This is a genomic window from Halobaculum magnesiiphilum (assembly GCF_019823105.1).
GTDB classification, from domain to species: domain Archaea; phylum Halobacteriota; class Halobacteria; order Halobacteriales; family Haloferacaceae; genus Halobaculum; species Halobaculum magnesiiphilum.
In genome coordinates this window covers 19,165-40,485 of sequence record NZ_CP081959.1, presented here as the reverse complement: position 1 = coordinate 40,485, position 21,321 = coordinate 19,165, and the positions used below count along the sequence as shown (strand labels likewise).

Sequence of the window (21,321 nt, the reverse complement as noted above, 5' to 3'; positions counted from 1 at the left end):
CCTTACGTATCGTTCGTGAGAATCACCTAATGCGGATGTTGTTTGCTACCATAGGATATAAAGGTTCCTATCTTATAGTCTTATGTAGAATTTCGTGGTAAGGAGGCGTGATACCTCTAAAACCGGCTATTCGAGTTGTTTGTGCCTTCTTCGGCTTTCTCTCCCCACCCCACCCTTGTTCTGTTACAACTCGAAAAAGGGGTGGGGGTGTGGGGACTCTCCCGTGGAGTAGTGGTCAAGCTGGTCTTCGAGGATGGTTCGTGACTTCTCTTGGGTGGGTTCTCGACGGGTGGGCTGAACTACTTCCGACCAATACTATTGATATGACACGACTGGGCGTCGAGAATATCTCGAAACCGTGTTAGAAGCCCCCAATCCGTTACAACTCGAAAAAGGGGTGTGTTGCTAGATTCAATTTAATATTTGACACGACTATACAACTCGAAATAGGGGTGCGTCTCTGTATCGAAATCGGTTCGACACTTAGAATGAGGAGACTGCCGACTCAGTAACTCCACCGGGTGAATCTTCGAGATTACAAATCGAAATAGGTTGCCTTTACTTATTTATAGTAGGCCCCCAGAGGATTGGGGTATGGGTGATGAATCGCCGGTTACAGATAACCAGACGGAACAGTCTGAATCTATAACGGAGGTTCCCGGAGAGCACGGAGAGAGTAACTCCGAGGAGTCTACCAGCAGTCAAACTACGCTCGACGATTCTGGTAGCGGGATCTCGATTATGGACGAGCTCCAATCTGAATCTGTTGAGACTGTCTTCGAAAACAAGGATTTGGTTCGTCCGGATACGATAATCGACGAAGATCGGATCGTTGGTCGCGATGAGCAGTTGAAGACCGTCATCACAAATCTCAAACCCGCTCTCCAGAACCACGGCATTCCGGAGATGTTGCTGACTGGGCCGTCTGGAACGGGGAAATCCCTGATTATCCATGCTGTCTGTAAGAAAATCGTCGAGCTGAGTGAGGCTCAGGGAATGCGGTTCGGTGTGTTTTCAATAAACTGCGAGGGCCCAGGTACGACCAGTCGTGCAGTCTATCGTCTCATTCAAGAAGCGACGGCAAATATCGATGAAGAACCGGGAGTTCCCGAGAGTGGGGTCTCGACAGACCAGAAACTCGAGCGCCTGTGGGAAATCATGCGCGAACACTATGACGGCGTAATTTTCGTCTTAGACGAGGTCGACATGCTCGACGGCCCATACTCGGAACCAGAATATAATTCACTCCTCTACCAACTCTCGCGGGCTCGAGACCTCGGCCGGTTTGATGGCCCCGTTTCCGTCACTGCGATAACCAACTACGTCGATTTCATGTCTGATCTCAATAGTCGCGCGAATAGTTCATTCAATCCAGACGAGATCTTCTTCGAGGATTACGACGCAACGCAGCTTCGACATATCCTCCGCAATCGTGAAGACGCCTTCAAGCCTGAGGCGCTCGCGGATGACGTCGTCCCACTCGTCGCCGCGTTCGGATCTCAGACGCACGGTGATGCACGGAAGGCTATCGATCTGCTTCGGTGGTCCGGGGAATTAGCCGATAAACAGGGAGACGAGCGTGTCGAAGAATCACACGTCCGGACTGCCCAGGACCGATATGACTCCGATCGGAAATTACGGCATATCGGTGGACTCTCGACGCAAAAGAAGCTCTGTATCTTCGCCGTTGCTGCGACAGACCACTACTCAAATGCCAGTGTGGACTGGATTCCGGCCGGACCCTCCTACAGCCTCTACCAGTTCGTCTGTGACACTCTCGGAGCTGATTCCTATGGCCGAGAAACCTTCGTGAACCATGTTACTGAACAGGCGACCTATGGCATCCTTGAGTTCGACCGTCGTGGCCGAGGACGGGGAAAAGGTATCCACATGCACTTCGACCTCGCTGAAGACCCTGAGTCGATTATGGAACGAATCCTAGAGGACGATCGTTTTGCTAACCTGGAACAAGAAGAAGAGATGATGCGCTCTATCGCGAAATCGAAAATGAACGGGTTCCTGAACTAGAGTCCCTACTGAGGCCTCCAATTTGACCCCCCTTTCGTTTACAACTCGAAATAGGGGTGTGTCTCGGATATCGATCTTCGATACAGAAGCGGCCGTTCGCGTTACAACTCGAAATAGGGGGGTGTGTTTTTGCGATGTACTCACAAGTGGATGCTCATCGCGATCCGCAGCTGCCTTCGTTCCGAGTAGGCAACTGTGGACATCGTCCGTAAAGCTAGAATACCGGATAGATGGGCTGTAGAGGGCGTATGCGGCATATTTACAACACGAAATAGGGGTGTCTTACAACACGAAATAGGGGTGTCCACCGTACCCCTATCCCATTTACAACTCGAAAAACGGGGGCTGGTCAGGTCCAGTCCGTGATTCCGCGGACACGAGTTTCATCGAATTTCCGTCGAATAACGGTCCGATCCCACCCCAGGGGAGACAGCACGCTCTCGACAGCTCTGACGAGTTGAGTCTCATAGTACGCGGCGTCATAGGTCTCGATCGCTTCGTGGGCGAGCGCGACACAGTCTCGTGAGGATTTCTCGTCGTCGACGACCACGTACATGTTCGGGAACGTACTGGGAACCCTGACACCAATCGGTCGATAACGTCGTCGAACTCGTCCTCGAACGGCCACCACGGGAGGACCACCAAGACGCCCACCTGGACGAAGCGATGACGACTGTCGTCGACAGATATGGCTCTGAGACTGTCTGAACCATTATCCAGCGAGTACTCGTCGACGCCTATCCGTTTCGAACTGCGACGGCGGGCCTCGACGTCGACAACATCGACGGCGTTCGAATCGGGACAACGGCTGTCCAGGTGCTTGAAGAGCTGAACGCACGATAGGACGATTCTTGATTTCACCCCTCGATGTGCAAGCTGTGTGCAGACGCCGAAACGGTTATCACTCTATGTGCAAGATATGCACATAGAATGAGTTCGAGTGACGAGCCGCGACGCGTTCACTTCCAGTCCCCGGAGTATCTCGTCGACCGGCTTGACGCGATTGCTGACCTCTTCGATAAGGATCGGACGGACCTGCTTGTCGAGGCCATCCGTGAATATATCGAGGAAACCGCCGACAGCGAGACGTTCCAAGAGCTGGTCGCGACGAAGTACTACGACGACCAGCTGGAGTTCGAGACCGTCAAGCAGCTGGTCGGCGCCGAAACTGCTCAGCGGCTGCGGCTGCTCAAGGCGGACCTCGACGACGAGCCACTTGATCTCGCGGCCCCTGAGGACGTCGACATCTATGGTGAAGACGCGGTGACAGTTGACACTACTGCCGACGAGCGATGAGTGAGCGGCGACTGCGGACGATCGTCGCTGATACGAGCGCACTGGTCAGTCTGGCCGTACCGCGGGCCGACGACACGTACGATACTGCCATCGAGCCCGACCCGCTCCAGTATCTGCTCACCTCCTGTGACGTGTTCGTGCCTCCGGAGGTTGTCACCGAACTTCAGGATCTTACCCAGTATCAGGATATCCACGGCGCCGCAGCGACGAACGTGCTCGCAGCTCGTGACTTCTACGCCGTCGAGGATCCCTACGAGCGTACCGAAACCCCGGACTCGCGGCCGACGTTCGGTCTCGACGACGGCGAAACCGACGGGATCGTGCTCGCGAACACACGTGACGTCGACGGCTTTCTCACCGACGAGTTCGGCGGGACGAATTTCCCGCTTATCCACGCGGTGCTACAGGGACCACGGATCGTGCCGACACCGCGGCTCATCAGTGAGTACGCCCGGAACGGCCATCTGACCGACGACGCGGCGAGGACGCTGCTTTCCGTGATTAGTCCGCATCGAAGCTGGGATACCAGTCCGTACGTTGCCCAAGTCCGAGACCGCCTTGAGGAGTAGTTCAGTTTCGTGGGCTGTAGGTTGTTGTACTGCCCTATGGTTTAGCTATTCCTATAGAAATACCTATAGTCAATATCAGGAGGAGTTATTCGCTCTCTTTGTCTACAACATCCTCAATTTCGTCCCAGTCGATATCTCGGTCAATCAACCATCTAAACGCTTCCAGGGCTGCGCGACCATCCTCAGTAAGGGTAAGGATCTTATTTCGACCCTGCTTTGATTCGGCGATGTAGCCTCGCTGTTTAAGCGGCTCAACAATATGAGCATCTAACAGCCGGTATTTGCCTTTTCCAGCGACGTTTCGCGAAATGTAGTCCAGGTTCAGGTGTTCGCTGAAATGGATCACATCTCCTTTCGTTGGAGGTCCCTCTCGTTCGGTAACACGTTCAATGAATTGCATCACATCTACTTGCTCCGAATCGGGTGCATCAATCGGATACGTCGGTAACTCAGTCGTCCCCCGAATATCGTCAGGATCATCCTCGTAATCACGAGCTCGCACATAGTATGGCGTACATTCCAAAACCATTGAGGCGATCATCCCAGCGATCGCTGTAACCTTGCTGCCGGTTGAAACATTCACGTAGATTTCGTCGCTTTGGTGTTCGGAAATGGATTCAGCAATCGTCCCCATTGAGGAATAGAGGTCAAAGATATCGCATTCTTTCGGTTCGATCTCGATTCCACGGTCTTCAAGCGCATTGATAGCTGCTTGTAGATGTTCGTCGCCCTCGTCGCCTTCTTGGTCTTCCTCGTGTCCAATCAGCACGACTCTATCAGCACGGAATTCCTCGGCTGGTTGAACGAGACGTTCGTACTCGTATCCAACCGGCATAATGTGGACTCGGTCAGGAACGTTCAGCCCCATAGATGGCATTACTACTGTGCTACACAAAAAGTTATGCTACTACCATACTATCGGACCATTCGGTACGATAGTACGGAAGTACGGATAAGGTTTTTATGTGCGACTAACGTACCAACGGAAAACGTCGGGGACCCCGATCTAATAGAACGATACGACGACAGAATGATTCCCTCCATGAGTGCTGCCAGGCAGGCATGGAGGACGGTGTCGGCTCGCCCATCAGCCACCCCTTCGCTCCGCCGTCAAGGGGTTTGGGGCCCTTACGGTGGGTGGGGTATTGGGCTTGGCCTGGATTTTGGCGGCCCTAATGATATACCTTACCCTTCGCTTAGGCGGCGAGCATCTGAGGTATGAGTTCGACTTCGGACACTCCATCCGACGACACAGAACACACACCGTGGGATGAACTCACCACGGCACGACAGCGAGTTGCAAAGACGATCGCCCACGTCCATGGGCCACAGACGTTCGAGCGTCCCGCGCTCCGCGACGACGTAGAGGACGCAGACGACGTTGAGGAGGCCATCGACGACAAGGAGCGAGTACTCACTTCTCTCAAGTATACTCGCCTCCTGAACGACCTCGTCGACGACGGCTATCTCGTACTGGAGTACCAGGGTGGGCGAAACCCGATCATCCTGGATGTCGAGTACGACGCAGACCGTGACACCAGAAGTGCGGCCCCGTTCGGAGACACCAGCGCGCTGCATACGCTGGTAGCCCAGGTCTGCGACCGCGAAGGAATCACTCGAGACCTCCTCGAGGAAGTCGACAACCCGTACGACTTCAACGAGGTCAAGGCGAAAGTGAACGAGGTCGTCGGTCGAACTGTTCTTCAACCGTACTCTGACCCCAGCAAGTATCGCTTCACGCAGGAGGCGTACGCTGTGGTGTTCGAGAAGGTCGAAGACGCAAAGGACGACGACGAGTAGGGCCTACGCCCTACTGTTGAGACAGCTGCGTCGATAGACTCTCGTATGTGGTTTTGAGTCCGGAAGCAACCGATTAGGAAAGCCCTCGGCCGCTCGACGCCCCGCGACCCACGCTGCGCGTCTCGTGGCTGCGGTGCTTGCGGGGTCGGGGAACGACCGAGGCGGCCTCGCCCTTTCTGAGTCCGCCAGGTAGTGGCCTGCTTACTCATCGACGACATCGGCTGTCCGGTGTGTCTCGAACGGTTCGCGCCGCTCGCCGCTGCCGCCCTCCGCGTCGCTCGCGACCGACCATTCCGGGCGTGCGGGCGCTCTCCGCACCGCCCGCGCCCGTTCCGGGCTAAAATGAATGTGCCCTCGACGCCAGCGGGAAAGCGCGGGGGGCTGCGCGGCGTGGCTGCTCACCCCCCACGCTTTCTCTGCTGGTCGCTCGCTCCGGGCGGGTCGGCGCGCGGCGCTGGTTGTTGCCCCTCCGTGCGGGCGCGCTCTCGCTCGCGCCCAGGAGGGCGCTCGCGAAGGCGCGAGCGAGAGCGCGCAGACGGCTCTGTCGGTCGTGACGTCGAGGGAACCGCGGTTTGGGGCCGCGGTGTCGGGCGCTGTGGTGAGCGCCTTCAGGAGACTGCAATGCCGAGTAACAACGCGAGCGAAAAGACGGTTTCGGACGTACAGAGTACGACTACCGAGGAACGCGGTCACGAGCCGACGGTCGAACACGAGCCGTCGGGGCGGTCGGCCTGCCCGGAGTGTGAGGGCCAGGTGATCACCGAAGACGACCAGTCGTTCTGCACGGACTGTGGGCTGATCGTCGCCGACGAGTGGGTCGACCTGAGCCCGACGCTGAACGACCTGGGCCTGGTCGGAGACGCCGACCAGAGCATCGAGGCGGTGGACCCGCTGCGGACGGACAAGGGCCTGCACACGAAGATTGGGCGGAACACCGACGGTCACGGAAATCCCCTGAGCAACGAGCAGTGGGAGAAGGTCCAGCGCCTCCGCAAGTGGCACAAGCGGATGCAGTTCGGCGAGAAGCGCAAGCGAACGAAGCGACTCAACGAGGGGCTGCGGGACGTCGAGATGATCGGCGGCAATCTGAGCTTGCCGGACCACGTCGTCAAGATGGCGGCACAGTTCCTCCGGAGCGCCTCGGAAGCGCGGCTGCCGGGCGGGCGGATGGCTTGGGAGGCACTCGCCGGCGGCGCCGTCCTCCTGGCCGCGCGAGCCTCATCGGTCAACCGGGACGAGATCGACGTCGCGGTCGCGACCCACACCAAAGCGCCCCACGAGCGGGTGTGCGCTGCGGCGCGGAAGATCCGGTGTGAATGCGGGTTCGACGCGCCACTCATCAGGCCCAACGCCGTGATGGCGGTCGTCGACGCGCTCGATGACGACACTATCCCCGGGGCGCGAGCCGTGCGGACGTGGCGGCTGGCCCAACACCTGATGAAACTCGGCGATCAGGTGCCGGTCGGACCGGGAACGCCACGGTGTACCGTCGCGGCGTCGGCGCTGTACGCGGCGGATCGGCTGCTCTCGCGCAAGCATCTCACCCAGGAGCAGGTCGCCGTGGCGGCGAGCACGATCGTACCGACGTCCCGAAACCGGATCGCGCGGTACAGTCGGGAGCTCGTCGACGCCTACAAGGACAAACACGGCACCGACGACCCAGGTGTCGGCCTCGAGGCGGAACGGGACACCCTGCGCTGAGCGGGGCACTCCCCCGTTTTTATGGCGACCACCGCCCGTGGGCGCCCCTCCGCCCCACCCACCGCTCCGTGCTCGCTCCCTGCGGTCGCTGCGCGCGCAGCCACCACCTCACTAACACCTGTATAGAGTCTCATCAAGGGGATGGAGACAGTGTGTGGTTTGTCGCATCCAAGAGGAACGGAGTGAGAAACGAATGAACGCTGTCCCATCGTACACGGTCGATAGAGAGACCGCAGCGACGCTCCGCGAATGGCTGTTCGAGCACGCTGTCGAGAAACACGGCGAGTCCGAGATATCTGAGCCACTCGCCGAACTGGCCGCTGCCATCGACGGCGTGCTCTACGAGCAGGCAGAGGCCGTCGAACTCGGTGCATGGGCACAGACGGATCCTCTGGGTCACCGAGACACATCACACGTCGACGGGAGCTCAGTCGAAGAGCCCCGATCAGATGACGCACGCGACCCAGCCGAGTCTGCTGCTCTCGATATTGGCTTCAGTAAGCCAGAGCGCATCTACGACACGCTTCCCGATTCGGCCTGGCAGCTCGATCACGATCAGTCCACGACGAACCGCGAGCGAGCGCGGACAGCAGCGTCTCACGGCAAGGCGACACCGGCATCGAACTCCCATACACCACAGCAACACCACCGTCCGTCAGTCCGGTATCGCACCGCGTACGAGTGCTCCGTGTGTAGCAGCGTTCGCGAGTTAGAAACCACGCTTCGAGTCTGTGCGTTCGTCGACGAGTGTCCCAGCTGCGGAGCGGTCGCTCGATTTACTGCGGGCGGGATTCCCACGCCGCTCAGAAAAGACTGATCGCAACGCGTCGGTTACAGATCGCGCGGCTGGACCGTCTTCCGTTCGTTCGCCTCAGCTCGTCGTGCAGCGTCATCGAGGAGTTCGGCAACTTCGTCGTCCAGCGCCTCGTAGAAGTCTGCGGAGACGTTGGTGTCATCGAGTGCGTCCTTCACGGCCGATTTAACAATCAGGTCTGCCATAGGCCCCAGTTCAGCCATCGCTCACATAAACGTAGATATTCTTCCCCGGATTGTCGTCGCTCTTCGGGAATTACGAAGAATAAGAGGCTGAATGCGGCCCGTATCTTACCAAACATTAGAGGGGATACTGCGCAGTAGTGTTTGGTAAGGTTTTCTCGAAAGTTCGAATAGCTATCCTCGTGAGGACGGTCGTTTACGGCGGACGAAGATCGCGCCATCGGACATCAACTTCCGTGCCATCCTCCAGTTGGACGCGGTACAGCATCGTGTCGCGAACGTCGCCCGTGACCTCGCCGGCGTCGTCTTCCAGGATCGCAGTGATCTCGCCCCGACTGCCGTGGAGACGGTCATGGTCTGGATCCGTCTCGTCAGGGATATCAATACGAACGGCATCACCAATCTCGAATCGTCGGGTCATCCGCTTTGGTATCTATTCTCTGGTGAGCAGTCAGATAGAGATGTGGATTTCTGCTACCGTCTACTCAACGTCGACACGACTAGCGATGAGCCCGGTTGGAAGACAAAACACCAAGTCACATATGATAAACAACTCTATGATCACCCACTACAGGAGTAATCTTTATGGTATTGCCATTCAACGTGTACAGATGCAATGGCATCCAGCGCATCTAACGGCGGTACGCACGCGCACCACATCCGATCGAACCTCGACGGTCTCGAGGACCTCTTCACCTTCCTGGTGGCGGTTCCCGAGGCTCTCGAAGACCAAAACGCCCGCATCGAGGGACTCGACGAACGGATCGAGGAAGGACTCGAAACGGTCGAGGACCTCGAGCGTGCGTACGAGTCGCTCCTCGCGAACCTCCAGGAGGCAGAGGCGGAACTCGACGAGCAGCAGGCAGAGGTCGAAGCACTCCGAGAGGAGGTCGACGGCCTTCGCGACGACCTCGACGCTCTTCGAGGTCTGTTTTCGGGCCGCGTCCTCGACAAGGAGGACGCCCACGTCAACGCCCAGAAACGGGACGCCACCGACATCGTCGACGTCGGTGACACCCGTACGGTCGTCGTCGACGACACCAACTACGACGACCCGCGCGATCCGACGGCGATCGCCCGCATCGAAGGGCTCGTGACGTTCGTGGCCGCGCCCGAGAAGGACCTGACCGAGGGCGACGAGGTCGAGGTTCGCATCTCCGACGTCGGCGAGAACCACGCCCACGCCGTCCGCATCGAGGGATAATCAGGCCGCTCAACAGCCGGTACGTGCCGCCGTAGCCGCTGGCTGACCTACGACCACACCAACCATCTATGCCATCACCGGCCACACTCCTCACACCACGTGAGGGACGTACCCAAACCGACATCCTCGGCGAGTTAGCCCGTGCGCAATTCGACGAGGGGGAGCAGCTCCGCCAGCGGGAACTGGTGGACCGACTACCGCACAGCAAGGGTGCCGTATCGAACAACGTCGGGAAACTCGCCGATACCGGTCTCGTCGTACAAGAGGACCACCGCTACCGCATCGACGAGGCCGCACTGCTGGACCTGTACCGCGAGCACGTCGATATGTACCTTGCCCGCGAGCGCGCAGACGGGCCATTCGACGACGAACTCGACGCGGTCAACGACCAGCGCACCGAAACCAAGCGACAGCTCCCCGATCTCTTCGCGGAGAACGAGCTGCTGGTTTCGGTGCTCGCCACGGCGTTCATCGACTCGACGAGAGCTAGCCACCTCCGGACGGTCCCCGACGTGTGCCATCATGCCGATGAACTCGTCCAACACGCGGCCGCCCGCATCGTGACGAGCGAGACGTTCAGCGAGGATGCCATTCACAACGCTGACGTCCGGACACTCCTCCGGCTCGCCGTCGTTCTCGATCGGACCCGCAACGGGCTTGCCCGGCTGGCTGCCCTTGAGGACGTCCTCGAGGAGTACATGCCAGGCAACCCGCCCGCACAGATCATGCTAACCGCCCTCAACGAAGATTCCACACAATGAGTTCCGACACCACCCCAACCCTCGACGATCTGGATCGCTACCTGTTCAAGTGCGCCGACATCATCCGCAACACCGTCGACAAGACCGACTACAAGGATTACATCCTGCCGTTGGTCTTCTACAAAACCATCAGTGACACCTACCAGGACAACTACGAGGAGCTCCTCGAAGAGTACGACGACCCCGAGATCGCGAGTGACGAGGCGTTCCACGACTTCGTCGTCCCCGAGGAGTACCGCTGGGAGGAACTGCGCAAGCAGAACGAGCGCGTCGACGAGTTCATCAACGACGCGTTCAGCGCGCTCGAACGCGAAAACGAGCCGACCCTCGACGGCGTCTTCCGTGCGGACTTCCGTCGTGCAGACGCGCTCACGGACACCAAACTCGCGAACCTCGTCGAGCACCTGAGTACCTACAACCTCAGTACCCACCGCGTCCCGCCGGACCTGCTGGGGGAGGCGTACATGGACCTCGTTCGGCACTTCGCCGACGAAGAAGGCCGCGACGGTGGGGAGTTCTTCACGCCGCCACACATCACCGACCTGATGGTGCGGCTGCTCGGGCCGTACACGGACGGCGCCGAGATCCACGACCCCACAGCCGGCTCGGGCGGGATGCTCGTCCGTGCGGCCCGATACGCCGCGGAGGATCCCGACAGCGGCGACCCCGACGGGTTCCGACTGACGGGACAGGAGGTGAACCCCGACATCGCCGCCATCGCTCGGATGAACCTGTTCATCAATGGGTTCAGTGAAGACGGCGAAATCCGACGTGAGGACTCCCTCAGCAGTCCGCAGTTCACTGAGGACGGCCGACTGGAGACGTTCGACTACGTCCTTGCGAACTTCCCGTTCTCGGCGGACTGGGACAAGGACGGCCTCCGAGATGACAAGTACGGTCGCTTCAGCTGGGCCGAGGACGGCAAGCTCCCGCGAGCCGACCGCGGTGACTACGCGTTCATCATGCACAAGATCGCCCAGCTCAACGAGACTGGGCGTGCCGCCATCGTCATCCCCCACGGCGTGCTGTTCCGTCGGCACGAGTCGAAGTTCCGCAAGCCGATGCTCTCGCCCGACGGGGACGGGATTCCCGGTGTCGACCACGAGATTGTCGAAGCCGTCATCGGGCTCCCAGCGAATCTCTTCCAGAATAACTCCATCCCGTCGGCCATCCTCGTGTTAAACAAGGACAAGCCCGTCGAGCGGCAGGGGCAGGTGCTGTTCCTCCACGCCGGCGACAACTACGTCGAGCAGTTCTACCGGGAGCTCAGCAACCAGAGCGAGCTCACCGAGCAGGGGCTCGATCACATCGTCGAGAACTTCCGGTCCTGGGACACCGAGGAGCGGGTGAGCCGCGTCGTCGACGTCGAGGAGATCGCAGCCAACGACTACAACCTCAACATCGCGCTCTACGTCGACACGACCGAGCCACGGGAGGAGATAGACGTCGCCGAGGAGTTGTCGGCACTACACGACCTCAGAGCGGAGCGTGACGACCTCGAGGCGCGGATGGACCAGCACATGGAGGTGCTCGGCTATGAGTGATCAGAGCGACCTCGAGCAGTTCGCGAGCGCCGACAGCGGCGGCGAGCGCCAGCCTGCGGAACCCGAGTCGGAAGATCCTGATCCGGAGGAGCACGGAACGGCCCGTTTCCCCTCACTCCCGGCCGACTGGGAGATCAAGCGTCTCGACGAGATAGCGACGGTGCAGGGCGGGAGTACCCCGTCGACGGACGAAGACGAGTACTGGGGTGGCGACATCCCGTGGGCGACGCCGACGGATCTGACGGAGCTGCAGGGCAACACCATCAGTGACACCGAGGACAAGATCACGGAGGCCGGGCTCGAATCCACGTCGACGCACGTGCTGCCGCCGTACTCGGTCCTCCTGACGTCGCGTGCGTCAATCGGGAAGTGTGCGGTCAACACCGTCCCGATAGCGACGAATCAGGGCTTCCAGAGTCTCATCCCCGGGGAAGAGGTGAACACCTGGTACCTCTACTACGTCATCACCGAGATGGCCCCGTACCTGGAGAGTCTTGGGGCGGGGAGCACCTTCTCAGAGATCAGCAAGCGGGAAGTCCAGCGTGTGCAGATTCCCGTGCCGCCGATGGAGGAGCAGCTGCGGATTGCGGGGATCCTCTACGACACAGATCAGGGTATTTTCAACACACAGAGCATGCTCGATGAGCAAGAAGTCATCCGGAAAGGGGTCGTTCGCGAAGTCCTGACCGAAGGAACCCGTGAACACCAAGACTTCACCGAAAAGCAGTTTGGATCTATCCCCTCTGATTGGCCGGTTGTTCGGTTAGGAGAGGTTCTAACGGACTCAAGGTATGGAACTGATGAAAAGTCCCACAGCGACGGTGAGGGATATCCCACTTTGAGGATTCCCAACGTCGTTCAACGTCGGATTACAGAAGACGATATAAAATATACAGAGTTGAGCGACTCTGCTGTTGAGAAATTAGCGCTTCAAGAAGGTGATCTCCTCATCGTGCGTACCAACGGTAACCCCGACTACGCAGGGCGCTGTGCCGTATTTGAGGAACGAGACGAGACGTACGTGTTCGCATCGTACCTGATTCGTCTCCGGTTCGATGAGGACCGTGTCCATCCCAAATATGTCCGAGAGTTTCTCAACTCTAGCTTAGGCCGTGTAGAAATGAATGGGTGGATTCGGACCTCTGCAGGCAACTACAACCTGAGTATCGGGGGTATTGAAAAAATAGAGATTCCACTACCACCTTTAGAAGAGCAACGCGAGATCGTCGAGATAGTGGAAACTCTCGATGAAAATAAAGAGAGTACCCGTGAATATAAAAATCGGATTTCGAACCTGAAAGAAGGCATTTCACGGCGCTTGGTCTCAGGAGACGTTCGGATACATAGCGAAGTAGACATCCCTGATGAGGTGCGTGTCGATGTCTAAGTTACCGAGCGAGGCTGGCTACCAGCACGATGTCCTCGGGTGGCTCGAGGAACTCGGTTGGGAAGTTTATGGTCTCGACGGTGAGTACGGGGGCTCTCGCTTGGATCGCGAGTACAACCGTACTGACAAGCGGGAAGTCATCTACTGGGACCTCCTGAGCGAGTGGCTCGTCGAGAGTGAGATCAACCCCGAGATAACCGAAGACAACGTCGACGAAGTGCTGAACTCTCTCCAGCGGGACCTCAACCATGACACGCTCGTCACCGGGAACCGAGACTTCCACGAAGTGCTCACGACGGGCAAGAAGTTCACGCTCCGCGCCGAGGGATTCGTTACGGACCGCGACGAGGACGGCGACGTCGACGTCATCTACGTCGACCTCATCGACTTCGAGAACCTGGAGAACAATCGGTTCGTCGCGGCCGACGAGTTCCAGGTCGACGGGCCGAACGGGCGGATCCGTCCCGACGTGAACCTGTTCGTGAACGGCATCCCCCTCGTGACGATGGAGCTGAAATCCATCGCGGAAGACAACGACTTCTACGACGCGATCCGAGACCTGCGGAACTACGAGGAGAAGCGGTCGCGGCTGTTCGTCCCCGGCCTGTTCAACGTCGCTGCCGACCAGGGCGAGTATCGCTACGCCGCTGTCGGCGCGCCGCAGCGGCTCTATATGCCGTGGCGGAACGCCCCCGAGCAGTACGCCGTCGAGGACAACGAACCGAAGCAGGCTATCCGGGCGATGTGCAACCGCGAGACGTTGCTCAACCTGCTGAAAAACTACGTCTTCCACGAGCGCCAGCCCGGTGGCGACGCCCGGATCATCCCCCGGTACATGCAGTACTACGCCGTCGAGGAGATCTTCGATCTCATCCGGACGACGGACCACAAGCGAGGACTGATCTGGCACACGCAGGGGAGCGGCAAGTCGTTCACGATGCTGTTTGCCGCCAGGAACCTGATCCAGGGGGCGACGCTCGGCGATCGTGCCCCAGTCCTCGACAACCCGCAGGTTCTCGTCGTCGTCGACACGGACGACCTCGAGTCTCAGATGGAAAACCAGCTGAACGCGCTGAATTTCGACCGGTTCGATGTCGCCCGGTCGGGCGCGCACCTCCAGCGCCTCCTCGAGGAGGGCCGGAGTACGCTGGTGCTGACGACGATCCAGAAGTTCGGCAACGTCGACAGCGACGTCCAGGGGAACGACGAGACGGTCATCATGTCGGACGAGGCCCACCGCTACATGGAGAAGGACCTCGGGACGAAGCTCAACGCCGCCCTTCCAGACGCGTATCACTTCGGCTTCACCGGGACGCCGGTCCGTGAAGGCGACCGCGATACCTTCCGCAACTACGAGATCCCCGACAGCGAGACCCCCTACCTCCACCGGTACTCGATCAAGGACGGGATCGACGACGGGTTGATCCTCCCCGTCCACTTCGACATCCACGAGATCGACTGGGACATCGATAGGGCGGGCCTCAACCAGGCGTTCGACGCCGAGTTCGACCATCTGGACCTCGACGAGAAACGCGAACTCATCCAGGAGTACGTCACCCAGACCGAAATCGCTGAACTCCGGTCGCGGGTGTCGGCCGTCGCCCGCTCCATCGACGAGCACTACCGCGGCGTCGAGGAGAACGGCTGGAAGGGGATGGTGGTGACGCCGAGCCGGAAAGCAGCAGCACTGTACGGCGAGGAACTGCTGAAGTACCGGGATCCGGAGGAGGTCGAGGTTCTCTACACGTCGAACGACCCCGGCGCAGGCGACGAGTCCGGACCCGGTGACAAGAAGCTCATCAGCCAGTTCCACACCACCCCCGAGGAGCGGAGCGACATCATTCGCCGATTCAAAGACCCCGATGAGAACCCGAAGCTCGTCGTTGTCTGTGATATGCTGCTGACGGGGTTCGATGCGCCGGCTGTGAAGGCTATGTACCTCGATCGGAACCTGAAAAACCACAAGCTGCTCCAGGCCATCGCCCGGACGAACCGGCCGGCCGAGCAGAAGAACAACGGCCTCATCGTGGACTATCAGGGCGTCTTCCGGAACCTGGACGAGGCCTTCGAGTACGACGACGAGGAGGTCAAGGAGATGGCCGCGCAGCCGCGCGGCGAACTCTTCGAGAAGCTCGAGCGGAAGATCGACGACCTGCTCAGCCTGTTCGAGGGGATCGAGCGTGACGACGGCCAGGAAACCCTGCTGGAGTGTCTCTCTCGCGTCAGCTCCCATCCCGAGAAACGGGATTTCAAGCAGGGGTTCCGTGAGGTGCGTGATCTCTACGAGACGCTCGAACCCGACCCCGACCTCGAAAAGAAGGGGATCCGCGACGAGTACCGGTGGCTCCTGACGATCTACATCGCCTTCCGCCGGAACAACAACCGGGACGAGTCGCCGGAGGACGAATTCCGTGCCCAGACCCAGAAGATCCTCCAGGAGAACGTCGACGTCACCGATATCAAACGTGAGTTCCCGATCTACGAGCTCAACGGCGAGGACCTCGAAGCGATGCTTGACCTCCCCTCGATGGGTGCGAAAGCCAACGCAATCGAGCACGCGACCCAGGCGCATCTCCAGCCGCGTGTCGACAGCAATCCGCAGTACGAGGAGTTCGGAAAGCGGGTCGAGCGGATCATCACCAAGCGACAGAACGGGTCGATCACGGATCCCGAGGCAGTCGAACGGCTCACCGAAGTGAGCAACGAGATCCTCGAGTTCGAAGAAGAGCTGTCCGAGCAGGGGCTCAGCGACGCCAGCTATGCGATCTACCTGACGCTGGACGAGGAGTACGGCGACGTCATCGCCGACGAAGAGACGGCCAAAGACGTCGCACAGGACCTCTGGGAAGGCTTCGAAGAGGAGATACAGACCGACTTCGAGGGCTGGGAAACGCGCGACAGCACCCGGAAGGCCATCCGGAAGATGGTCATTCAGCGGTTGATCAAGACCCACGGGCTCAGTTCCCTCGCGAAGGACGACGAGTTCCTGGAGGAGACGATCGGATATCTCACCGAGAATGCGGAGTAACGATGCCTGCTATCCACGTCTTCGACGAAACCATTCAGTACGACATCATCGAGAGCGACGACGCCACAGAGCCGCGGATCGACGTCGACATCCACGGCGTGCGGATCATTCTCCCTGTAGGATCGGAGATCGAAGCCGAGACCGTCGCCGACGAGAATGCTCAGTGGATCTTGGACAAGTGGCGTGAATACGAAACCCATCGACAGCGCGCCCCAGCGCGGTTGTTCGAAGAGGGTGAGACATTCCCGTACCTCGGTGACGAGCGCCGGCTCTCGATTGAGACAACTGATCGAGCTCGAATAACGCCAACGACCTTTGTGCTGCCGGCGACAGCGGTCGACGAACGAGGAATCAAAGACGTTCTCGAGGAGCTGTATCGGCGCGAGGCACGGGAGTACTTTCAAGCCCGCATCGACCACTACGCCGCCGAGATGGATGTCGACCCCGGACGTCTTGAACTCCGAAACCAGCGAACGCGATGGGCTAGCTGTTCTGTCCAGCGCACACTGAGTTTCAATTGGCGCTTAGTGATGGCTCCACCCGACGTGATCGACTACGTCGTCATTCATGAACTCGCACATCTTCGCGAGCGGAACCACACCCGTCGCTTCTGGCAGCTGGTTCGACAGTACGACCCGGACTACGAGCAACACGTCGAGTGGCTCAAAGAGAACAGTGTACGGCTGATTTTCACCGAAGAGGACCTCTAACCAAGGGATTCTGTGAGATGGTCGATGGCCTCCTGAGCGGTACGCTTACTCATCGTTCCGCCGATGATGATCTTCCCGCTGGAGAAAATGAGAAGCGTCACCTCGAAGGCGGGAGGTTTGTAGATGAGCGCCGGGAACTGTTCCGGTTCGTATTCGGTGTGTTCGAGCCCGAGTTCGATCATTAGCCGTTCCAAATCAATAGACTGGTCCAGATTCTCCATGAAGACGGCCGTTCGTTGCTCGAACGAGTATTCAGGGACCTCTAGGCCGATTTCCGCAAATACCTCTTGCAGCCGGCCCTCCGCTTTCTCAAGAGCCGCTTCGTTTTCGGCACCGCGAATCTGGAAGCTTCCACTGCGGTAGAACAGATAGGCAACACCCTCTGGCTCTAAGCGAACCGTGATCATCCCGGAGTCGCTGTAGCCAGGGTTTATATCGTACTCAACCGCCTCCCGTAGAGCGTCGACGAACACATCGAGATCCAGCTCGCGACCGAGCGAGCCCGATCCCATCGTACTAACTATCTCCATCAGCCAGTGCTGTCACCTACTTCACCCACCGACTGCTTATGTATTGTTGAATCACGAAGTGGCCCCAGAGGACAGAAACGGCACAGCCGTGACTCTAGCTTACCTAACATTAGTCGCTGTCTCGGATACAGCTGTTTGGTAAGACAGTCAGTGAAGAGCCGATCCATATCGCACTTCGAGAGGGCCCATTCAGACGACGGCTTGAATCCGTTCGACGAGATCGTCGACCGCTTCCGAGACGGCCTTCAGATCGGTGAGCCCGGTACACAGGAGTTTCCCGCTCGCGAAGACGAGGATCACGTGGTCCGTCCCACGATACATCAGTGCTGGGAACTGCTCCGGTTCGTACTCGACGGCGTCCATCCCCAGCTCAAGGGTGAGTAGTTCCAGCGGAATCGGCGAGCCAAGGTCGCTCGTCGCCACGATATTGCTGATTTCAGCTGCCGGCTCATACTCGAAATCCAGCAGCTCACGCATAACCGCATTCACACGGTCGACCATCGTTTCGAAGTGTTCGATGGATCGACAGCCAGCGATCGAACAGCGCCCGGTCCGATAGAAGGCGACGTACGTGTCGTCGGGGGCAAAGCGCGTCTGTAACCAGTGGTTGTCGGCCGGTTCGTAGGTGACATCCGTGATTTCGTCCCGCTCGTCGAACGTCTCAGCAAGCGCCGCGAGGTCGAGTTCCTGCTGATAGGTGATCATCCCGACGACGTTGGCGACCTCGAGCTCCGTCACTACCTCGTCGTAGACCGCACCAGGGGAAAAGTCCGACTGATGACGCTCGTACGAACGAATTCACCGGGGCGACTGCGAAACCCGAGTGAGACGCCGAGGCTGCAACGAATCAATCCCCCTAATTCATGAATTCCTCGAAGGTTTCGGGAACCTCCTCGTCCTCGGTCTGTTCTTCGTAGTCAAGCGAGTCGGCTTTGAGAATTCCCAGAAAGACAGGTCCTTCATCGGTGACGGTGATCATGTGGTCGGCACCATTGATGATGATGCGACCGCCGCCGCGAAGGCGGTGGACGTACTCAGCCACTTCTTCGACTTCCGGGGTCGTGATATACTGACGGCCATCGGCTGTGTCGCGAAACGGGCACCCCTGAGTGTCGACGCTCACAGTCCGCCCACGACGAGGACCCTCATATGGATCCCCACGTTCGAGGTCGGCCGGATCGGGAATCTCCGGTTGTTGATACGCAGAGATGTCCGGTTCGTGCTCCTTCGAAGGGCCCTCCAGTTCGCCTTTGATGATTTCGTCGCTGGTCTCCCACTTGTAGTAGTGATGGGTCCCGCCGATTTCGGCTTCCCAGTCAACTTCCTCGAAGATTCGTTCGTCAACTGTATCCTGGGCATAGAGCACGTACAGCGTCGAGGGCTTGTCCGGATCGTGGCCGGTTCGCAGGATGCGCCCGAGGGTCTGGATGCGATCACGGACGTTTCCAGACGAGACACGAATGATCCCGACGTCTGCCGAGGGGACGTCAACCCCTTCCTTGAGAGCCTGGACACTCAGCATCACGTTCGCAAATCCTTCGTCCCGGAACCATTCGATCCCCCACTCGTTCCACTCCGAATTGCGGTGCCCGGAGTGGTACATCACGGGTGCGTAATCGCGACGGAAAAACAGGTTTTCGAGGTCGCGATTGATATCGTCGAGTTCGTCCTCGTACTGCTGGTAGAGACTCGCCCGTTCGCTCTCCTTCGAGCCATACTTGCCCGTTTGGGTCTTCTCATCCCGCTGATCATACGGGGCGACCATCTGCTCCAGGTGTTTGATTCGTTCCTGGAATACGATCGTCTTCTTGTCCTCTTCGATTGCGTCCTCGAGGAGACGGTGCGTGATCGCTTGTCGGGAAACCGCCTCGGCGATCAACTCACGCCGCCGTTTCGTGTACTCGAAGAAGTCGGCGATCGCCGGCGTCGGTGAGTCCGTCGACTCGCGAATCGTCTGTAGATTCTGTGAATAGTTTCCCCGCAATTCGGCGAGTCGGTGGCCGTAGCGCGCTTCGATATCCCGAACAGCGGATGACACCTTCTTCGAGAACTGTTCGTAGGTGTGACGTTCGGCCGGCGTTAGCTCGAAACCGACGTAGTTGATGGTGAACTCGGAAATGAGGCCGCGGTCAACACCCTCGTCGTAACTCAGCCTGTAGAAAAGCGAGCCCAAGTTCTCAAGGAGGAACTCGTCGTCGTCGGTGAGTTCGTCGTTCTCCGGATCGATCGTCGACAGCGGTGTCGCAGACAGCCCCATCGTCGCGGTGTTGGGATATTCGAGTACTTTCGAGTGGACATCCCCCGTATACCGGTGGCACTCATCGGCGACCAAGAGGTGCTCATCAGTATCGGCAGCGTCGAGCGACTGGGCCAAGAAATCGTCCTTGACAGCGGAGTTGACGATGCTCACGATGATACGACGGTCACTATGATCGTCTTTGTGACCTCCTCCCGCCCAGCCGATTTCCGACGGAGGGACGTTCAATTTCTCGAGGAACTCGCGGAGCCACTGGTGCATCAACACCTTCGTCGGCACAACAACCGTGACGACGCCGTCGGGATGCTTGTCCAGCCACTCGTCGATTGCACCAAGCGCCATCACCGTTTTACCGGCCCCTGTCACCACCTGCGCGATGCCGCGTTCAGATGGGCTGGCCTCGTTGTCGAACCACGCGTGTATCGCCTCAGACTGCCAGTCGTAAAGCGAAAATCCAGCGGGGAACGTGTACGGTTCTCTCTCCTCGTCAAACGCATTTCTAATGTCCCGGCGGGAGATACCGGGGCTCGCCGCTGAGAGGAGGTCCTTGGCTTCCGCCTCGGTCTCGGCAGCGAGGATGTCCTCGAGTGTCTCGGCATAGAGTCCAGCGAGATCGCGGCCGTCGATATCATCGAATTTCGCTTTGATTTGCTTTCTTATGCTCTTCCGATCCCGTTCATCCTCCTGGTATTCTTCAGACAGATGAATCTGGGGATGAGCTACGTCGCTCTCACGCGACGTCTCACGAACATAGTCGTCGAGGAAGCGGTTGTACAGGCTGCGGTGCCGGCCCCACCCACCGGACTCCCGGTACATGTAGTACTTTACGAGCGCCTGTTTGATGTCAGCAGCTGGAACATCGAACGTCGGCCCCCGATGATGGATCCACCGTTCGAGGTTGTGGAAGATGTCGACATCCCGCCACCGACTCTCGTAAGTGCTCGATCTGGAGCCAGGAACGTAGCCGTCGTCGGTTTCCCGGAGCGCACCGAGCTGTGTCAACAGTTCCGGATAGCCGCGTATCCCAGCATCGTTGTACTCGTATCCAAACTCGTCGGTCAGCCGTTCACGAATCTCCCCGGCTTGTAACGGCCGATCAGCGTGTCGAACGACGTAATGCGCATCTCGGAGCCCTTCAATTCCTTCCGGATAATTGCCTTGGAGAACCCAGCTCTGTTTGATGCCACGCCAGAGGAACTCCGCATACTCGATGTCGCTGTCGTGGAACCGGCGCGCGAACTCCCAGACGGTGATCTTATCGTCGCGTTCTCTGAGGACACCCATCTGGATGAACGTGGACAGTGTTCGTTCGATATAACTCGGCGAATACCGGCTCCCGTCGGGTTTGCGCAAGCGCTCACGACAGCGCTCCTCGAACTGATCTCGAGTGAATTCGTTGTCGTTCTCGATAGCGATCTCTACCAGTGTCGGAACCCATTCCGGTCCGCGTTCAATCCCGAAGATCGGTGTTGGAAAACGCCGTCCCATGATGTTAGTCGACAGTCATTAT

At 58.8% G+C, this 21,321-nt stretch carries 18 protein-coding genes and 2 pseudogenes; 13 read left to right on the top strand and 7 right to left on the bottom strand.

All coding sequences use genetic code 11. The features are described 5' to 3' along the window. Positions 1-594 precede the first annotated feature (594 nt). Positions 595-2,028: a Cdc6/Cdc18 family protein gene (locus tag K6T50_RS15425; protein ID WP_222609070.1), complete on the top strand. Its 1,434-nt coding sequence runs from the start codon at positions 595-597 to the stop codon at positions 2,026-2,028. A 349-nt stretch (positions 2,029-2,377) separates the two neighbouring features. Here K6T50_RS15425 and K6T50_RS15420 read toward each other — a convergent pair. Next, positions 2,378-2,581: pseudogene (locus tag K6T50_RS15420) on the bottom strand (hypothetical protein); the annotation flags it as partial. Positions 2,582-2,584: 3 nt separating this feature from the next. On the opposite strand from K6T50_RS15420, the pseudogene K6T50_RS18975 reads away from it, so the two are divergent. The 3 genes and pseudogenes from K6T50_RS18975 to K6T50_RS15410 all read left to right on the top strand — a co-directional run. Beyond that, a pseudogene (locus K6T50_RS18975) lies at positions 2,585-2,871 on the top strand (DUF8158 family protein); the annotation flags it as partial. Between the two features lie 87 nt (positions 2,872-2,958). Next, positions 2,959-3,324, top strand: coding sequence for a hypothetical protein (locus tag K6T50_RS15415; protein WP_222609069.1), 366 nt, complete (start codon positions 2,959-2,961; stop codon positions 3,322-3,324). After that, a complete protein-coding gene (locus tag K6T50_RS15410) occupies positions 3,321-3,893 on the top strand; it encodes a hypothetical protein (protein WP_222609068.1) in 573 nt (190 codons plus the stop codon). Before K6T50_RS15415 ends, K6T50_RS15410 begins: the two co-directional genes overlap by 4 nt. An 85-nt stretch (positions 3,894-3,978) precedes the next feature. On the opposite strand, the gene K6T50_RS15405 is transcribed toward K6T50_RS15410, so the two are convergent. Then, positions 3,979-4,761, bottom strand: coding sequence for an HFX_2341 family transcriptional regulator domain-containing protein (locus K6T50_RS15405; RefSeq protein ID WP_225935443.1), 783 nt, complete (start codon positions 4,759-4,761; stop codon positions 3,979-3,981). A 350-nt stretch (positions 4,762-5,111) separates the two neighbouring features. Between K6T50_RS15405 and K6T50_RS15400 the strand changes: the two genes are divergently transcribed. The 3 genes from K6T50_RS15400 to K6T50_RS15390 all read left to right on the top strand — a co-directional run bounded on the left by K6T50_RS15400 (position 5,112) and on the right by K6T50_RS15390 (position 8,211). Beyond that, positions 5,112-5,693 carry a hypothetical protein gene (locus K6T50_RS15400; RefSeq protein WP_222609067.1) on the top strand — a complete coding sequence of 194 codons (582 nt, stop codon included), beginning with the start codon at positions 5,112-5,114 and terminating at the stop codon, positions 5,691-5,693. 621 nt (positions 5,694-6,314) lie between these two features. Continuing rightward, positions 6,315-7,394, top strand: coding sequence for a transcription initiation factor IIB (locus tag K6T50_RS15395; protein WP_222609066.1), 1,080 nt, complete (start codon positions 6,315-6,317; stop codon positions 7,392-7,394). A gap of 193 nt (positions 7,395-7,587) precedes the next feature. Next, positions 7,588-8,211 carry a hypothetical protein gene (locus K6T50_RS15390; protein ID WP_222609065.1) on the top strand — a complete coding sequence of 208 codons (624 nt, stop codon included), beginning with the start codon at positions 7,588-7,590 and terminating at the stop codon, positions 8,209-8,211. Between the two features lie 14 nt (positions 8,212-8,225). Here the strand turns inward: K6T50_RS15390 and K6T50_RS15385 are convergent, their stop codons facing one another. Both K6T50_RS15385 and K6T50_RS18970 read right to left on the bottom strand, forming a co-directional pair. Then, positions 8,226-8,393 (bottom strand): DUF1931 domain-containing protein, encoded by a 168-nt coding sequence (locus K6T50_RS15385; RefSeq protein WP_222609064.1) that lies wholly within the window; start codon positions 8,391-8,393, stop codon positions 8,226-8,228. A gap of 193 nt (positions 8,394-8,586) precedes the next feature. Continuing rightward, complete coding sequence (locus K6T50_RS18970) at positions 8,587-8,811, bottom strand: DUF8139 family protein (protein ID WP_225935442.1); 225 nt, start codon at positions 8,809-8,811, stop codon at positions 8,587-8,589. A gap of 195 nt (positions 8,812-9,006) precedes the next feature. On the opposite strand from K6T50_RS18970, the gene K6T50_RS15380 reads away from it, so the two are divergent. From K6T50_RS15380 to K6T50_RS15355, 6 genes are all read left to right on the top strand, one after another. Beyond that, on the top strand, positions 9,007-9,594 hold the full coding sequence (locus K6T50_RS15380) for a hypothetical protein (protein WP_222609063.1): 588 nt from the start codon (positions 9,007-9,009) through the stop codon (positions 9,592-9,594). Positions 9,595-9,662: 68 nt separating this feature from the next. Next, on the top strand, positions 9,663-10,355 hold the full coding sequence (locus tag K6T50_RS15375) for a MarR family transcriptional regulator (RefSeq protein WP_222609062.1): 693 nt from the start codon (positions 9,663-9,665) through the stop codon (positions 10,353-10,355). After that, positions 10,352-11,899 carry a type I restriction-modification system subunit M gene (locus K6T50_RS15370; protein ID WP_222609061.1) on the top strand — a complete coding sequence of 516 codons (1,548 nt, stop codon included), beginning with the start codon at positions 10,352-10,354 and terminating at the stop codon, positions 11,897-11,899. The genes K6T50_RS15375 and K6T50_RS15370 overlap by 4 nt, the downstream gene beginning before the upstream one ends. Next, positions 11,892-13,286: a restriction endonuclease subunit S gene (locus K6T50_RS15365; protein ID WP_222609060.1), complete on the top strand. Its 1,395-nt coding sequence runs from the start codon at positions 11,892-11,894 to the stop codon at positions 13,284-13,286. Before K6T50_RS15370 ends, K6T50_RS15365 begins: the two co-directional genes overlap by 8 nt. Continuing rightward, the gene (locus K6T50_RS15360; RefSeq protein WP_222609059.1) at positions 13,279-16,314 is read left to right on the top strand and encodes a type I restriction endonuclease subunit R; all 3,036 of its coding nucleotides are present in this window, start codon (positions 13,279-13,281) and stop codon (positions 16,312-16,314) included. The genes K6T50_RS15365 and K6T50_RS15360 overlap by 8 nt, the downstream gene beginning before the upstream one ends. Positions 16,315-16,316: 2 nt before the next feature. Next, a complete protein-coding gene (locus tag K6T50_RS15355; RefSeq protein ID WP_222609058.1) occupies positions 16,317-17,024 on the top strand; it encodes a M48 family metallopeptidase in 708 nt (235 codons plus the stop codon). Here K6T50_RS15355 and K6T50_RS15350 read toward each other — a convergent pair. From K6T50_RS15350 to K6T50_RS15340, 3 genes are all read right to left on the bottom strand, one after another. Next, a complete protein-coding gene (locus tag K6T50_RS15350; RefSeq protein ID WP_225935441.1) occupies positions 17,021-17,554 on the bottom strand; it encodes a TATA-box-binding protein in 534 nt (177 codons plus the stop codon). The genes K6T50_RS15355 and K6T50_RS15350 overlap by 4 nt on opposite strands. 189 nt (positions 17,555-17,743) lie before the next feature. After that, on the bottom strand, positions 17,744-18,292 hold the full coding sequence (locus tag K6T50_RS15345) for a TATA-box-binding protein (RefSeq protein ID WP_222609056.1): 549 nt from the start codon (positions 18,290-18,292) through the stop codon (positions 17,744-17,746). A 118-nt stretch (positions 18,293-18,410) separates the two neighbouring features. Then, on the bottom strand, positions 18,411-21,299 hold the full coding sequence (locus tag K6T50_RS15340; RefSeq protein ID WP_225935440.1) for a DEAD/DEAH box helicase: 2,889 nt from the start codon (positions 21,297-21,299) through the stop codon (positions 18,411-18,413). Between the last annotated feature and the right edge of the window lie 22 nt (positions 21,300-21,321).

What these genes read in the sequence shown, in the direction of transcription:
- K6T50_RS15370 (WP_222609061.1), top strand. Translation starts at nt 10,352, where the DNA reads ATGAGTTCCGACACCACCCCAACCCTCGACGATCTGGATCGCTACCTG.
- K6T50_RS15425 (WP_222609070.1), top strand. Translation starts at nt 595, where the DNA reads ATGGGTGATGAATCGCCGGTTACAGATAACCAGACGGAACAGTCTGAA.
- K6T50_RS15365 (WP_222609060.1), top strand. Translation starts at nt 11,892, where the DNA reads ATGAGTGATCAGAGCGACCTCGAGCAGTTCGCGAGCGCCGACAGCGGC.
- K6T50_RS15375 (WP_222609062.1), top strand. Translation starts at nt 9,663, where the DNA reads ATGCCATCACCGGCCACACTCCTCACACCACGTGAGGGACGTACCCAA.
- K6T50_RS15390 (WP_222609065.1), top strand. Translation starts at nt 7,588, where the DNA reads ATGAACGCTGTCCCATCGTACACGGTCGATAGAGAGACCGCAGCGACG.
- K6T50_RS15385 (WP_222609064.1), bottom strand. Translation starts at nt 8,393, where the DNA reads ATGGCAGACCTGATTGTTAAATCGGCCGTGAAGGACGCACTCGATGAC.
- K6T50_RS15400 (WP_222609067.1), top strand. Translation starts at nt 5,112, where the DNA reads ATGAGTTCGACTTCGGACACTCCATCCGACGACACAGAACACACACCG.
- K6T50_RS15410 (WP_222609068.1), top strand. Translation starts at nt 3,321, where the DNA reads ATGAGTGAGCGGCGACTGCGGACGATCGTCGCTGATACGAGCGCACTG.
- K6T50_RS15405 (WP_225935443.1), bottom strand. Translation starts at nt 4,761, where the DNA reads ATGGGGCTGAACGTTCCTGACCGAGTCCACATTATGCCGGTTGGATAC.
- K6T50_RS15355 (WP_222609058.1), top strand. Translation starts at nt 16,317, where the DNA reads ATGCCTGCTATCCACGTCTTCGACGAAACCATTCAGTACGACATCATC.
- K6T50_RS15340 (WP_225935440.1), bottom strand. Translation starts at nt 21,299, where the DNA reads ATGGGACGGCGTTTTCCAACACCGATCTTCGGGATTGAACGCGGACCG.
- K6T50_RS15350 (WP_225935441.1), bottom strand. Translation starts at nt 17,554, where the DNA reads ATGGAGATAGTTAGTACGATGGGATCGGGCTCGCTCGGTCGCGAGCTG.
- K6T50_RS15360 (WP_222609059.1), top strand. Translation starts at nt 13,279, where the DNA reads ATGTCTAAGTTACCGAGCGAGGCTGGCTACCAGCACGATGTCCTCGGG.
- K6T50_RS15415 (WP_222609069.1), top strand. Translation starts at nt 2,959, where the DNA reads ATGAGTTCGAGTGACGAGCCGCGACGCGTTCACTTCCAGTCCCCGGAG.
- K6T50_RS18970 (WP_225935442.1), bottom strand. Translation starts at nt 8,811, where the DNA reads ATGACCCGACGATTCGAGATTGGTGATGCCGTTCGTATTGATATCCCT.
- K6T50_RS15380 (WP_222609063.1), top strand. Translation starts at nt 9,007, where the DNA reads ATGGCATCCAGCGCATCTAACGGCGGTACGCACGCGCACCACATCCGA.
- K6T50_RS15395 (WP_222609066.1), top strand. Translation starts at nt 6,315, where the DNA reads ATGCCGAGTAACAACGCGAGCGAAAAGACGGTTTCGGACGTACAGAGT.